General features: G+C 71.9%; 10 protein-coding genes. All 10 read left to right on the top strand.

All coding sequences use genetic code 11. From position 1 onward, the window contains the following. Positions 1–70: 70 nt before the first annotated feature. On the top strand, positions 71–940 hold the full coding sequence (locus OO48_RS19490) for a methyltransferase domain-containing protein (protein ID WP_051732319.1): 870 nt from the start codon (positions 71–73) through the stop codon (positions 938–940). A 130-nt stretch (positions 941–1,070) separates the two neighbouring features. After that, entirely contained in the window at positions 1,071–1,283 is a 213-nt protein-coding gene (locus tag OO48_RS19485; protein ID WP_051732335.1) for a hypothetical protein, read from the top strand. 599 nt (positions 1,284–1,882) lie between these two features. Then, positions 1,883–2,275 carry an NUDIX hydrolase gene (locus tag OO48_RS19475; protein ID WP_033218101.1) on the top strand — a complete coding sequence of 131 codons (393 nt, stop codon included), beginning with the start codon at positions 1,883–1,885 and terminating at the stop codon, positions 2,273–2,275. 239 nt (positions 2,276–2,514) lie between these two features. Then, positions 2,515–5,310, top strand: coding sequence for a SpoIIE family protein phosphatase (locus tag OO48_RS19470; RefSeq protein ID WP_033217983.1), 2,796 nt, complete (start codon positions 2,515–2,517; stop codon positions 5,308–5,310). A gap of 156 nt (positions 5,311–5,466) precedes the next feature. Continuing rightward, a complete protein-coding gene (locus tag OO48_RS19465) occupies positions 5,467–7,929 on the top strand; it encodes a SpoIIE family protein phosphatase (protein WP_425338562.1) in 2,463 nt (820 codons plus the stop codon). 417 nt (positions 7,930–8,346) lie between these two features. After that, the gene (gene typA / locus OO48_RS19460; protein ID WP_033217982.1) at positions 8,347–10,251 is read left to right on the top strand and encodes a translational GTPase TypA; all 1,905 of its coding nucleotides are present in this window, start codon (positions 8,347–8,349) and stop codon (positions 10,249–10,251) included. 355 nt (positions 10,252–10,606) lie between these two features. Then, a complete protein-coding gene (locus OO48_RS19455) occupies positions 10,607–12,235 on the top strand; it encodes a peptide ABC transporter substrate-binding protein (protein WP_033217981.1) in 1,629 nt (542 codons plus the stop codon). A gap of 141 nt (positions 12,236–12,376) precedes the next feature. Then, positions 12,377–13,303, top strand: coding sequence for an ABC transporter permease (locus tag OO48_RS19450; protein ID WP_033217980.1), 927 nt, complete (start codon positions 12,377–12,379; stop codon positions 13,301–13,303). Continuing rightward, a complete protein-coding gene (locus tag OO48_RS19445) occupies positions 13,296–14,246 on the top strand; it encodes an ABC transporter permease (protein ID WP_033217978.1) in 951 nt (316 codons plus the stop codon). The genes OO48_RS19450 and OO48_RS19445 overlap by 8 nt, the downstream gene beginning before the upstream one ends. A gap of 17 nt (positions 14,247–14,263) precedes the next feature. Further along, positions 14,264–14,812: ATP-binding cassette domain-containing protein (locus OO48_RS19440; protein ID WP_033217976.1), on the top strand; the 549-nt coding region annotated here is incomplete at its 3' end.

Below are 14,812 nucleotides of genomic sequence, written 5' to 3'. Positions count from 1 at the left end.
GATGGCGAGGTGATTGACCATCAGTCTTGCTATGCGAGACGAGTTTGTCCGAACAGTGGAACGGGTTCCTATGCTGGACGGGCTACCGAGGAACCGCCTTCGAGGGAGAGGGAGTCCCGCCGTGCCCGCCTACACCCACGGCCACCAGGCCGCCGTCCTGCGCTCGCACCGCAGCCGCACCGCCGCCAACTCCGCCGCCTACCTGCTGCCCGAACTGCGCCCCGGCCGGCGGGTGCTGGACGTCGGCTGCGGCCCCGGCACGATCACCGCGGACCTGGCGGAACTGGTCGGCCCCACCGGCCGGGTGGTCGGCGTCGAGCCGGTCCCCGAGGTGCTGGCCGAGGCCGCCGCACTGGCCGCCGACCGAGGGCTGGCGAACCTGTCCTACGAGGTCGCCGACGTCTACCGGCTGCCGTACGCGGACGCCTCGTTCGACGTGGTGCACGCCCACCAGGTGCTGCAGCACCTGCCCGACCCGGTCGCCGCGCTGCGCGAGATGCGCCGGGTCACCGCCCCCGGCGGGGTGATCGCGGTCCGCGACTCCGACTACGCCGCGATGACCTGGTACCCCGAACTGCCGGAACTGGACGCGTGGATGGCCCTGTACCAGCGGGTCGCCCGGGCCAACGGAGGCGAGCCCGACGCCGGCCGCCGCCTGCTGGCCTGGGCCCGCGCGGCCGGCCTGGCCGACGCCTCGGGCGCCAACCTGCGCCCTTCGTCCAGCAGTTGGACCTTCGCCACCGACGCCGAACGCTCCTGGTGGTCGGAGAGCTGGGCCGAGCGCACGACGCGCACCAAGCTGGCCGACACCGCCCTGGCCGAGGGCCTGGCCGCCCCCGCCGACCTGGAGCGGATCGCCGCCGGCTGGGCCCGCTGGGGCGCCGACCCGGATGCCTGGTTCGCGGTACTGCACGGCGAACTCCTGGTGCGCGTAAGCTAGTTGGGCGCGCCGTCCGGTTAACGTGATGTTGACCGGACGCGTACCGCCCGGTAGCGAGCGCCGTCCAACCTGGTGGTCGGACGGGCGGTCCGACCCGCCCCCCACCGGGTCGGACCGCTACCGTGTGGGCATGGACCGCGAACAGCCGCCCGGCACCACCCACCGGGTGATGCGCCAGGACGACAACGGCAACCGCTTCCTGCTCGCCCGCGGCCTCGACCGGGCCGGGGCCGAGGCGCTGGCCGCCGAGTTCGAAGCCCGCGGCCACAAGCAGCTCTACTGGGTCGAACCCGAGGACCCGGCCGCACCGGCGGACCCGGCCGGCTCCGCGGACCCCGCCTGATCCCGGCTGCCGGGCCCCGCCCCGCATAGCATGGCGCCCGGCGGCGGCCGCCGCCCCAGCACGCGTGCCGAGGAGGCCCGGTGGGTGTCGAGATCGAGCGCAAGTTCCTCGTACCGGACGACGAGACCGTCCCCGACGGACGGGAGTTCGACGTCCGGCAGGGGTACCTGGCGATCGGTCCCGAGGGCACCGAGGCGCGGCTGCGCCGACAGGACGGGGCCCACTCGCTGACCGCCAAGCGCGGCGCCGGGCAGGTCCGCGGCGAGTGGGAGACCCCGCTGAGCGCCGAGCAGTTCGCCGTCCTGTGGCCCGCCACCGACGGCACCCGGATCCACAAGACCCGCCGGATCGTCCCGCTCGGCCCGCACGAGGCCGCGGTCGACACCTTCCACGGCCGGCTCGCCGGACTGCGCACCGTCGAGGTCGAGTTCGCCGACCGCCGGTCCGCCGCCGCGTTCACCCCGCCGCCCTGGTTCGGCCCCGAGGTCACCGACCGCCCCGCCTTCGGCAACCGGAGCCTGGCCACCGCCACCGAGCCGCCCCGCCCCCGGTACGCGGTCGGTCGCGGCGCCACGGGCGCGGAGCCGGCGACGCCGGGCCTGATCGACACGGTGGCGTGGGTCCGGCTGGAGGGCGGCCGGATCCTGTGCGCCCGCCCGCGCGGCAAGGACGCCTTCTACATCCCCGGCGGCAAGCGCGAGGGCACCGAGACCGACCTGCAGACCCTGATCCGCGAGGTCGCCGAGGAACTCTCCGTCACGCTCCTCCCCGACACGGTCACCCACGTCGACACCTACCGGGCCGAGGCCCACGCCCAAGCCCCCGGCACCCTCGTCTCGATGGCCTGCTACACCGCCGACTACACCGGCACCCTCACCGCCAGCAGCGAGATCGAGGAGGTCGCCTGGTTCTCCTACGCCGACCGCGACCGCGTCCCCCCGGTCGACCAGGACCTCTTCGACGACCTGCACCGCGACGGCCTCCTCCGGTAGGCCCGCCCACGGGCGCCCGTGGGCCCGCTGCCGCCCCCCGGCACGCCGGAACGCCCGGTCTGTACGCCAATCGGACAGACGACCCGTATGCCGGGGTAGCGGCGCGATTCCCTGGGTATGGCAGAGTTCGGCAGCATTCGTCACGATCCGTGAGCCCGCGGCGGCACGGCGTGGCGGCGGCGGCCCGCGCCCCGGCGACCCGCCGGGGGGCGTCCCAGTGTCGGCGGGAGGCCCCGTAGGTGGCGAAGCCGGGTGACGGCGGGGGAGAGCGCGAGGCGTCCGGCCTGCCCGCGCGAGGGGCGCGGCGTCCCGGCACCCCCGCGGGCGGCGCCGGCCGGGCGTCGGCCCGGGCCCGGCTGCGGCGCGGCCGCCCCGGACAGGGCGAGCGGCCCGCCCCGCTGCCCGGCAGCGCCCCGAGCGCCGGCCCCGCCCCCCAGCCGCCCACCACCCCCGGCCCCGCGCCGTTCCCGGTCCGGGGCCGCGCCGCCCGGGCCTTCCCCGGCGCGCCCGAGGTCCGCCCCGGCGCCCGGGCCGACACCGGCCCCACCTCCCTGCACCCCAGCCGCCGCACCGAGGGCGGCAGCCTGCTGGACGTGGTCCGGGTGGCCATCGTCATCCTGGACACCTCGGGCCGGGTGGTGCTGTGGAGCCCCGCCGCCGAGGAGATGCTCGGCTGGCCCAGCGAGGTGCTGGTCGGCCGCGCCGTCGACGAGTTGATCCCCGACCCGGACCAGGTGCGGCGCACCCGCGCCGCCATCCAGGAGACGCTGCGCCGCGGCTCCTGGCACGGCTTCACCGAGATCGCCGACCGGGACGGCCTGCCGGTCGAGGTGGAGGCCAGGCTCTCGCTGCTGGTCGACGGCGACGGCGCCCCGTACGTGCAGGCTGCGCTCACCGAGGCCGCCGCGCTGCGCGCCGTCGAACGGGACCTCGCGGTCCGCGACGCCCTGTTCGAGCAGTCCCCGCTCGGCATCGCCGTCCTCGACACCGACCTGCGCTACACCGCGGTCAACCGCACCCTGGCCGACATGAACGGCCTGCCCGCCGAGGAGCACATCGGCCGCACCACCGGCGAGACGCTGCCCGAGCGCTCCGCCGACGAGATCACCGCCGTCCAGCGCCAGGTGCTGGCCACCGGCGAGCCGGTCATCGACGTCACGCTGGCCTCCCCGTCCACCGCCCGCTCCGGCTACCGGTCGATCTCCTACAGCCGGATGACCGACCGCTCCGGCCGGGTGCTGGGCATCTCCGGCACCGTGATGGACGTCACCGAGCGCTACCGCGCGGTCGCCAAGGTCGAGAGCGCCCGGCGCCGGCTGTCGCTGCTCAACGAGTTCGGCTCCCGGGTCGGAGACCTGCTGGACGCCTCGATGATCGCCCAGGAGCTGGCCGGCGCGGTCGTCCCCCGGCTCGCCGACTACGCCGGGGTGATCCTGCTGCAGGCCGTCGCGCACGGCGACGACCTGCCCCGGCACGGCCACGACCGGCGCACCTCGCTGCTGCAACTGGGCGTCGCCGCGATCCAGCCGGGCCCCGCCGTGGAGACCATGCTGCGGCACGGCGCCCGGATCACCTTCGACGAGGACTCCGTCTTCGGCCGGGTGCTGCGCAGCGGCGTCCCCGAGATGCTCTCCGGGGGCAACGGCGAGGAGCTGTCCTTCGCCGGCGACCCCAAGGTCGAGGCCGCCCGCGAACTCGGCGTCCACTCCCGGCTGGTGGTCCCGCTGCGGGCCCGCGGCATCGTGATCGGACTGCTGGTGGTCAGCCGGGCCGGCTACCGCGAGGGCTTCGACCGCGACGACCTCGCCTTCACCGTCGAGCTCGCCGACCGGGCCGGCAGCTCCCTCGACAACGCCCGCCTGTACGCCCGCGAGCGCACCGCCGCGCTCACCCTGCAGCGCACCCTGCTGCCCCAGCAGGTCCCGCAGCCCACCGGCGTCGAGGTCGCCTACCGGTACGTGCCCGGCTCCAGCGGCACCGAGGTCGGCGGCGACTGGTTCGACGTCATCCCGCTGCCCGGCGACCGCACCGCCCTGGTGGTCGGCGACGTGATGGGCCACGGCCTGCGGGCCGCCGCCACGATGGGCCGGCTGCGCACCGCCGTCCGCGTGCTGGCCGCCCTCGACCTGGCCCCCGAGGCCGTCCTGCGGCACGTCCACGAGCTCACCGACGACCTCGCCCAGGGCCCCGACGAGGCCCTGCTCGCCACCTGCGTCTACGCGGTCTTCGACCCCGCCCGGCGCAGCCTGACCGTCACCAAGGCCGGCCACATCCCGCCGGTCCTGGTGGTGCCCGGCGCCGACGCCGAGCCGGCCCGCTCCGGCGGCCCGCTGCCCGGCGGCGCCGGCCAGGTGCTCGACCTGCCCTCCGGCGCGCCGCTCGGCGTCGGCGGGGTGCCGTTCGAGTCCATCGAGATGGAGATCCCGGAGGGCAGCCTGCTCGCCCTGTGCACCGACGGGTTGGTGGAGTCCCGGGACAAGGATCTGGACGTGGGACTGGGGAGGTTGATCAGCGTGCTGGAACAGCCGTACGCCTCGATCCAGCAGGCGTGCGAGGCCGTCCTCGGCACCATGGAGCAGGGCCGCGAGCCCGACGACGTGGCCCTGCTGCTGGCCCGGCTCGGCCAGGGCCGGGCCGAGGAGCCCACCGCCGGCTGGACGCTGCCCGCCGAGCCCACCGCGGTCTCCCGGGCCCGCCGGCTGGTCCGCGGCACGCTGGCCGACTGGGGCGCCGAGGAGCTCACCGACACCGCCGAACTGCTCGTCAGCGAACTGGTCACCAACGCCGTCCGGTACGCCAGCGCTCCGATCGGCGTCCGGCTGACCCTCGGCGACCTCCTCCTGGTGGAGATCTCCGACCCGCTGCCCGACCCGCCCCGCGAGCGCCACGCCGGGGCCGGCGACGAGGGCGGTCGCGGCCTCGAACTGGTCCGCAGGCTCGCCCTGCGCTGGGGCACCAGGGCCGAAGGGCTGGGCAAAGTGGTCTGGTTCGAACTGGCGGATCCGGAGGTTCAGCCACCCGATTCGATGTTGTGACGTTGAAGGGCGTGTGCGCCCGCGCCCGGATGATGAATACTCGGACATCGAATACTCGGTCTTCTCGACACCGGATGGGCGCGGGTTGGAGGGGTCGGTCCGTTGAACAGCTTCCCGGCACGGAACGTGACGCACGGCAGCGGCGGCTATGCCGCGGTGCCGGAGCAGCCGGGTGCCCCGACGACCCCCGCCACGCTGCCGCTCGGCTGGGGACGGGGTGCCTCGGGCACCATCTACGACTACATCCGGGTCGCGACCTTCGCGATCGGCCCCGACGGGCGGATCGCGCAGTGGAGCGACCGGGCCGCCGAGTTCTTCGGCGTCCCCGCCTCGGACGCCGTCGGCGCCGACCCGATCACCGCGTTCATCCCGCGCGAGCTGTGGCAGCGCGGCCGGGCCCGGCTGGAGCGCATCCTGTCCGGCGAGGAGTGGGTCGGCACCGCCCCCTACCGGGACCTGTCCGGCGCCGAGAGCCTCGCCGAGGTCTACGCGATGCCCGCCAGCGCCGACGGCTCCGCCACCTGCCTGGCCGTCGACCTCGGGCGGCTGCGCGCCATCGAGACCGACCTGGCCGCCTCCGAGGCGGTCATCGGCCAGACCCCCACCGGCTTCTTCCTGTTCGACACCGAGCTCAAGCTGCAGCGGGTCAACGCGGCCTTCGCGGCCGGCGTCGGCCGCAGCCCCGCCGCCCTGCAGGGCCTCGCCCCCGGCGACGTGTTCCGCCCCTCCGACGCGGACCGGCTGCTGCTCGCCCTGCGCAAGGTCCTCACCGGCCAGGAGCCCGTCCTCGACCTGCGGCTGTCCGGCCCGGTCCGGGCCGCCCGGCCCACCGCCGGCCGCGACGAGGACCAGCGCACCTGGGCCGTCTCGCTCTACCGGCTCACCGCCGCGGGCGGCCGCCCGATCGGCGTGGCGGGCCAGGTGCAGGACGTCACCAGCCGGCACATCGCCGAGCGCGAGGCGGCCGGCGTGCGCCGCAGCCTCGCCCTGCTGAACGAGGCCTCCACCCACATCGGCTCCACCCTCGACCTGGAGACCACCGCCAAGGAACTGCTCGACGTGATCGTCCCGCAGTTCTGCGACGTCGCCACCGTCGACCTGTACACCGCGCTGCTCACCGGCGACGCCGCCCCGCTCAGCGCCAACCCGGAGAGCGGCGAACTGCGCCGGGTCGCCGTCTCCAGCGTGGTCGGCAACGCCCCCTCGGTGCTCGGCAGCGAGCGCGGCGGCGTCCGGGTCGCCGAGGCCGGCGGCACGCTCTGCTACCCGCCGCGCTCCCCGCACGCCCGCGCCCTGCGCACCGGCCGCAGCGTCGTCCCGCAGCCCGGGCCCGACCCGCTGCTGCGCTCCACCCTGGTGGTGCCGCTGGTCGCCCGCGACCAGGTGCTCGGCCTGGTCCAGCTGTCCCGGGCGATCGGCAGCGAGCCGTTCGACGCCCGCGAGGTCGCGATCGCCGAGGAGCTCGTCGCCCGGGCCGCCGTCTGCGTCGACAACGCCCGCCTGTACCGCCGCGAGCACGAGCGGGCGCTGATCCTCCAGCGCAGCCTGCTGCCCCCCGGCAACCCGGCCGCCTCCGGCCTGGAGATCGCCCGCCGCTACCTGCCCAGCAACAACAACACCGAGGTCGGCGGCGACTGGTTCGACGTCATCCCGCTGCCCGGCAGCCGCACCGCCCTGGTGATCGGCGACGTGATGGGCCGCGGCCTGCGCGCCGCCGTCGCGATGGGCCAGCTGCGCACCGCCGTGCGCACCCTGGCCATGCTCGACCTCGACCCCGAAGAGGTGCTCTCCGCCCTCGACGAGATCGCCCGCGGCCTGGGCAACGACGAGGACCCGGACCGCTCCAGCGCCGAGGTCTACCTCGCCACCTGCGTCTACGCCGTGTACGACGCCGTCAAGCAGCGCTGCACCTTCGCCAACGCCGGCCACCTCCCGCCGGTCCTGCTCACCCCCGGCCAGGGCGCCCGCACCATCACGGTGCCGCCCGGCCTGCCGCTCGGCGTCGGCGGCGAGCCGTTCGAGGAGGTCACCGTCGACCTGCCGGAGGGCGCCGTGCTCGCCCTCTACACCGACGGCCTGGTGGAGTCCCGCAAGCACCAGCTCGACGAGGGCATCGACGCCTTCCGGGCCGCCCTGACGGCCGGCTCCGAGCGGATCGAGGAACTCTGCGACCAGGTCCTGGAGGAGCTCAACCCGCACCACGGCGAGGACGACATCGCCCTGCTGATGGCCAAGGTCAAGGCCCTGCCCAAGGGCTCGGTCGGCGACTGGCGGCTGCCCCCCGAGCCGACCTCGGTCGCCAAGGCCCGCGAGGCCGCCTGCGGCTGGCTGCTGGAACGCGGCCTGGACGAACTGGTCGACACCTCCGAGCTGCTGGTCAGCGAGCTGGTCACCAACGCGCTCCGGCACGGCCGCGGCGAGATCCGGCTGCGGCTGCTGCGCGACAAGACCATGGTCTGCGAGGTCTGGGACGACGCCTACGCCCAGCCGCGCCAGCGCCGCGCCCAGGAGACCGACGAGGGCGGCCGCGGCCTGCAACTGGTCTCCCTGCTGGCCGAGCGCTGGGGCAGCCGCCGCACCCCCAAGGGCAAGATCGTCTGGTTCGAGCTGTCGCTCTAGCCCTCCGGCACGACGGTCGCGGCCCGGCGCTCGGCCAGGGCGATCCGGGCCACCCGGCCCGGGACCAGCACGCACCCGGCCGGGGCCGGCCCGGCGGGGCGGGCGAGTAGGCGAGTAGGGTGGGGGCGGGCCGGGACGGCAGCAGGCCGGCCGCGAGCACGACGAAGGTCGCGAAGGCGATCAGGAACCGGGCCCGCTTCTTCACCGCCGCAGCTCCCCGATCCCGTGGTGCGTACGGGAAGGACCGAGGCGCACGCGTGATCTCCACCGCCCCGCAGCCGCCCGTTTCGGCTCCATTGGGCCCTTCCCCGTACGATGGGAAGAAGCCGAGGCATGTGCCGTGCCCGGTGGGTGGACCGGTGAATGCTGACGCGGGCCGGGCACCGTGACCCACGATTCCGGGAGAATCAGCGCCGCATGCCCACGCGCAACGACATTCGTAACGTCGCCATCGTCGCCCACGTCGACCACGGCAAGACCACCCTGGTCGACGCCATGCTCAAGCAGGCCGGCGCCTTCGCCGCCCACCAGCACCTCGACGACCGGATGATGGACTCGAACGACCTGGAGCGCGAGAAGGGCATCACCATTCTCGCGAAGAACACCGCGGTCAAGTACCACCCCAAGGACGGTGGCGCGCCGATCACCATCAACATCATCGACACCCCCGGCCACGCCGACTTCGGTGGCGAGGTCGAGCGCGGCCTGTCGATGGTGGACGCGGTCGTCCTGCTGGTCGACGCCTCCGAGGGTCCGCTGCCGCAGACCCGCTTCGTGCTGCGCAAGGCGCTCACGGCCCGGCTGCCCGTCATCCTGTGCATCAACAAGACCGACCGCCCGGACGCCCGGATCGACGAGGTCATCAACGAGACCTACGACCTGTTCCTGGACCTGGACGCGGACGAGGACCAGATCGAGTTCCCGATCGTCTACGCCTGCGCCCGTGACGGCGTGGCCTCGCTGACCAAGCCGGAGAACGGCACCGTGCCGGCCGACTCCAGCAACCTGGAGCCGTTCTTCTCCACCATCCTGGAGCACGTCCCGGCCCCGGTCTACGACGAGGACGCCCCGCTGCAGGCGCACGTCACCAACCTGGACGCCGACAACTTCCTCGGCCGCATCGCGCTGCTCCGGGTCGAGCAGGGCGAGCTGCGCAAGGGCCAGACGGTGGCCTGGATCAAGCGCGACGGCTCGATCCAGAACGTCCGGATCTCCGAGCTGCTGATGACCGAGGCGCTCACCCGCAAGCCCGCCGAGGTGGCCGGCCCGGGTGACATCTGCGCCGTCGCGGGCATCGGCGAGATCATGATCGGCGAGACCCTCGCCGACCCGGAGAACCCGATCGCGCTGCCGCTGATCACGGTCGACGAGCCCGCGATCTCGATGACCATCGGCACCAACACCTCGCCGCTGGTCGGCAAGGGCGGCTCCGGCAAGGGCGCGGACGCCAAGTCCGGTGCCAAGGTGGACCGCAAGGTGACGGCCCGCCAGGTGAAGGACCGCCTGGACCGCGAGCTGATCGGCAACGTCTCGCTGCGCGTGCTGGAGACCGAGCGCCCGGACGCCTGGGAGGTGCAGGGCCGCGGCGAGCTGGCGCTGGCCATCCTGATCGAGACCATGCGCCGCGAGGGCTTCGAGCTGACCGTCGGCAAGCCGCAGGTGGTCACCCGCGAGATCAACGGCAAGACCCACGAGCCGGTCGAGCGCCTCACCGTGGACGTCCCCGAGGAGCACATGGGCGCCGTCACGCAGCTCATGGGCGTCCGCAAGGGCCGGATGGACAACATGTCCAACCACGGCTCGGGCTGGGTCCGGATGGAGTTCGTGGTGCCCTCCCGCGGCCTGATCGGCTTCCGCACCGAGTTCCTCACCAGCACCCGCGGCACCGGCATCGCGCACTCGATCCACGAGGGCTACGAGCCGTGGTTCGGCACCCTGACCACCCGCAACAACGGCTCCCTGGTCGCCGACCGCTCCGGCGTGGTCACCGCCTTCGCGATGACCAACCTGCAGGAGCGCGGCGTGCTGTTCACCGACCCCGGCACCGAGGTGTACGAGGGCATGATCGTCGGCGAGAACTCCCGCGCCGACGACATGGACGTGAACATCACCAAGGAGAAGAAGCTCACCAACATGCGTTCCTCGAACGCGGACGTGGCGGAGTCCATCGTGCCGCCGCGCAAGCTCTCGCTGGAGCAGTCGCTGGAGTTCTGCCGCGAGGACGAGTGCATCGAGGTGACCCCGGAGACCGTGCGCATCCGCAAGGTCGTCCTGGACGCCAAGGAGCGCGGCCGCACCGCCTCGCGCGCCAAGAAGGGCTGACGCCCGGGGTGGCACCCCGTTGACCGGCCGACCGGCCGGCGTCCTCGCGGACGCCGGCCGGTCGCGTTTTTGGTGACGGAACGTCATCTTTCGGTGGGCGCGGATCGTTCGTTAATCGGACGTCACAGATCGTCATCCGAGACAACTGTCCGTTTCGCCCCTGTCTGGCTATGTCTGGAATGTCCGTTTTTCGAGATTCACCCGTCGTTCATGTGACCAAATTGAAATCCGGATTGGTCATTTCCGTATCCGTGAGTGACCGATAGTGGGTGCAGTCGAGCTCGGGTCGAGGCTCCTGCGCAGGGGTGCGCGCCAGGCCGCGAGCGATCTGCAACACGATTTCAGGAGGACACCCATGCGTGGTGCCAGCCAGGCCAAGTGGGTTGTCGCAGCCGTCGCGGTCGCCCTCGCCGCCACCGCTTGCGGCAGTGGAGGCTCTTCCGGCAGCTCCAACGGTGCCGCCAACGCTCAGGGCACGTTCAGCTACCAGAGCACCGAGCCGCAGAACCCGCTCCAGCCGGCCAACGCCATGGAGGTCGGTGGCGGTCGCATCATCAAGACCCTGTTCAAGGGCCTGGTGGACTACGACCCCAGCAACGGCGAGCTCCGCAACCAGGTGGCCGACAAGATCGAGACCACCGACGCGCAGAACTACACCGTCACCCTGAAGTCGGGCTGGACCTTCCACGACGGCACCCCGGTGACCGCCAAGTCCTTCGTGGACGCCTGGAACTGGTCCGCCAACACCAAGAACAACCAGATCAACTCCGACTGGTTCTCGGACATCCAGGGCTACAAGGACGTCCACCCGGAGGAGGGCGACCCGACCGCCGCCACGATGTCCGGCCTGAAGGTCGTCGACGACACGCACTTCACCATCGCGCTGAACGGCCCGGTCTCGTACTTCGAGTACAAGCTCGGCTACACCGCCTTCTCGCCGCTGCCCGAGGTCTTCTTCACCGACCCGGCGAAGTACGGCCAGTCCCCGATCGGCAACGGCCCCTACAAGTTCGTCTCGTGGGAGCACAACAAGGCCGTCACCGTCGCCGCCTACGACAAGTACGCGGGTGTCGACAAGCCGAAGAACGGCGGCATCGTCTTCAAGAACTACTCGCAGGCCGAGGGCGCCTACAAGGACCTGGTCTCCGACAACCTGGACGTGCTGGACCAGGTCGACCCGAGCGACCTCGCCTCCTACAAGACCGACCTGGGCGACCGCGCCGTCGACCAGGCCCAGGGCGCCATCCAGTCGATCTCCTTCTCGCTGTACGCGGACGACTGGAAGCCGGAGAACCTGGCCAAGGTCCGCCAGGGCCTGTCCATGGCGATCGACCGCGACACCATCACCAAGACGGTGCTCAACGGCTCCCGCCAGCCCGCCAACTCCTGGGTCGCCCCGGGCGCCATGGGCTACAAGGACAACACCTGCGGCGATGCCTGCAAGTACGACCCGGCGAAGGCCAAGCAGCTGGTCACCGAGGGCGGCGGCGTCCCCGGCAACAAGATCACCGTGCTGTACAACGCCGACGGCGGCCACAAGGAGTGGGTGGACGCGGTCTGCAACTCCATCCGCCAGGCCACCGGCGTGGAGTGCGTCGGCGACCCGAAGCCGGACTTCAAGTCCTCCCGCGACCTGATCAAGAACAAGAAGGTCGACGGCCTGATGCGCACCGGCTGGGTGCAGGACTACCCGCTGAACGCCAACTACCTGCGCGACGTCTTCGGCACCGGCGCCGCGGCCAACGACGCCGGCTACTCCAGCCCGGAGTTCGACAAGCTGGCCGCCGAGGCGGACAAGGCCACCTCGGTGAAGGAGACCGCCGACCTGTACCAGAAGGCCGAGGAGCAGCTGGCCAAGGACATGCCGGCCATCCCGCTCTGGTACTACAAGACCACCGCCGGTTACTCGAAGAACGTGCAGAACGTGAAGTACGACTCCTTCGGTGACCCGGTCTTCACCCAGGTCGAGGTCAAGCAGAAGTAACCGGGTCGGCACCGCGCGGCTCGAACAGACACGGCCGGTGCCGTGCACCGCCCCACCGGGCGGCCCGGCACCGGCCGTTGTCACGTCCAGAACTCTGACACCGAGACTGACGGCACGTCAGAGCAGTCAATTGGAGGCACGATGGGGCGCTACGTCGCGAGGCGACTGCTCCAGATGATCCCGGTGTTCCTGGGCACGGTCACGATCATCTTCTTCATGACCCGCATGCTGCCCGGTGACCCCGCGGCCGCGATGTGGGGCGACAAGGCCGCCGACCCGGCCCAGCTCGCCGCGTTCAAGCACCAGATGGGACTCGACGTCTCCAAGTGGCAGCAGTACCTCAACTACATGGGGGACCTGTTCACCGGCGACTTCGGCACGACCATGACCGGCCGCAAGGTCACCGACCTGATCGGCGAGTCCTTCCCGGTCACCATCCGGCTCGCCCTGCTGGCCTTCGCCTTCGAGCTGATCGTCGGCGTCGCGATCGGCCTGTTCGCCGGTCTGCGCCGGGGCAAGGCGTTCGACAAGTCGACGCTGGTCCTGACCCTGCTGCTGATCTCCATCCCCGTTCCGGTGCTCGGCTTCATCTTCCAGAACGTCTTCGCGATCCAGCTCGGCTGGATCACTCCGACGGTGCAGAGCTCCACCAACCTGGGCCAGCTGATCCTGCCCGCCATCGTGCTCGGCTCGATCTCGCTCGCGTACGTCGCCCGCCTGACCCGGACCTCCATCGCGGAGAACCTGAAGGCCGACTACATGCGCACCGCCGTCGCCAAGGGCCTCCCCAAGCGCAAGGTGATCGGCACCCACCTGCTGCGCAACTCGATGATCCCGGTGGTCACCTTCCTGGGAACCGACCTGGGCGCCCTGATGGGCGGCGCGATCGTCACCGAGGGCATCTTCAACGTCCAGGGCGTCGGCAACGCGCTGTACCACGCCATCGGCCGCAGCGAGGGTGCGACCGTCTCCGGCTTCGTCGTGGTGCTGGTGCTGGTCTACCTCTTCGCCAGCCTGCTCGTCGACCTGCTCTACGCGGTCCTGGACCCGAGGATCCGGTATGCCTGACCTGATCACGAAGAACGCCCCCGCCGGGGACGGCGAGACCCCCGCCGAGCGGGTCGTCGTTCCCGAGCCCCAGGCGGAGAAGCCCCGCAGCCTCGGCCTGGACGCCTGGCACGACCTGCGCAAGCGCCCGGTCTTCATCATCTCGGCCGTGCTGATCGTCCTGCTGGTGCTGTTCGCGATCGCCCCCGGCCTGTTCACCTCGGTGGACCCGCGGGCCGGCGACCTGAGCAAGCACTACCTGTCCAAGCCGAACTACCTGCACTTCTTCCAGGGCGACTGGTTCGGCTACGACGGCCAGGGCCGCTCCATCTACGCCCGGATGATCTACGGCGCCCGCGCCTCGGTGGTCGTCGGCATCTGCGTCACCGCCGGTGTCACGATCGTCGGCGGCCTGCTGGGCATGGTGGCCGGTTACTACGGCGGCTGGGTCGACACGATCGTCTCCCGCTTCACCGACATGGTGTTCGGCATCCCGCTGCTGCTCGGCGCGCTGGTCATCCTGAACGCCTTCTCGGTCCGCACCATCTGGTCGGTGGTCTTCGCGCTGGTCGTCCTCGGCTGGACGCAGATGACCCGCGTGATGCGCGGCTCGGTGATCACCGTCAAGCAGTCCGACTACGTGACCGCGGCCAAGGCGCTCGGCGCCGGCACCGGCCGGATCATGTTCAAGCACATCCTGCCGAACGCGATCGCCCCGGTGATCGTGGTCGCCACCATCGCGCTGGGCGGCTACATCGCGGCCGAGGCCACGCTGAGCTTCCTCGGCATCGGCCTGCAGGACCCGACCATCTCCTGGGGCATCGACATCAACTCGGCCCAGAAGGTGATCCGCCAGGCGCCGTTCGTGCTGTTCTTCCCGGCCGGCATGCTCTCCGTCACCGTCCTGGCGTTCATCATGCTCGGCGACGCGGTGCGCGACGCCCTCGACCCGAAGCTGCGTTGAGAGAGGCGGCCCGCATCATGACCACCGCACTTGAGAAGACCACTGCCGCGAAGGACCGCCCGGCCCCGGGCACCCCGCTGCTCGAAGTCCGCGACCTGCACGTCGAGTTCAAGACCCGGGACGGCGTCGCCAAGGCCGTCAACGGCGTCAACTACTCGGTCGCCGCCGGCGAGACGCTGGCCGTGCTCGGCGAGTCGGGCTCCGGCAAGTCCGTCACCGCGCAGACCATCATGGGCATCCTGGACATGCCGCCCGGCCGGATCACCTCCGGGGAGATCCTGTTCCGCGGCCAGGACATGCTGAAGATGTCGGGCGAGGAGCGCCGGAAGATCCGCGGCCGCAAGATCGCGATGATCTTCCAGGACGCGCTCTCCTCGCTCAACCCGGTGCTCACCGTCGGCTACCAGCTCGGCGAGATGTTCCGGGTGCACGAGGGTGCCTCCAAGAAGGAGGCCAAGGCCAAGGCCATCGAGCTGATGGACCGGGTCCGGATCCCCGCCGCCGCCCAGCGGGTGGGCGACTTCCCGCACCAGTTCTCCGGCGGCATGCGCCAGCGCATCATGATC

The organism is Kitasatospora phosalacinea, assembly GCF_000716545.1.
In the GTDB taxonomy this organism is placed as follows: domain Bacteria; phylum Actinomycetota; class Actinomycetes; order Streptomycetales; family Streptomycetaceae; genus Kitasatospora; species Kitasatospora phosalacinea.
Note: the sequence above shows the minus strand (reverse complement) of the source record. Positions and strands in the feature narration are given on the sequence as shown.

Coding starts and splice junctions, on each gene's coding strand:
- OO48_RS19485 (WP_051732335.1), top strand. CDS start 1,071: ATGGACCGCGAACAGCCGCCCGGCACCACCCACCGGGTGATGCGCCAG.
- OO48_RS19445 (WP_033217978.1), top strand. CDS start 13,296: ATGCCTGACCTGATCACGAAGAACGCCCCCGCCGGGGACGGCGAGACC.
- OO48_RS19490 (WP_051732319.1), top strand. CDS start 71: ATGCTGGACGGGCTACCGAGGAACCGCCTTCGAGGGAGAGGGAGTCCC.
- typA (WP_033217982.1), top strand. CDS start 8,347: ATGCCCACGCGCAACGACATTCGTAACGTCGCCATCGTCGCCCACGTC.
- OO48_RS19450 (WP_033217980.1), top strand. CDS start 12,377: ATGGGGCGCTACGTCGCGAGGCGACTGCTCCAGATGATCCCGGTGTTC.
- OO48_RS19455 (WP_033217981.1), top strand. CDS start 10,607: ATGCGTGGTGCCAGCCAGGCCAAGTGGGTTGTCGCAGCCGTCGCGGTC.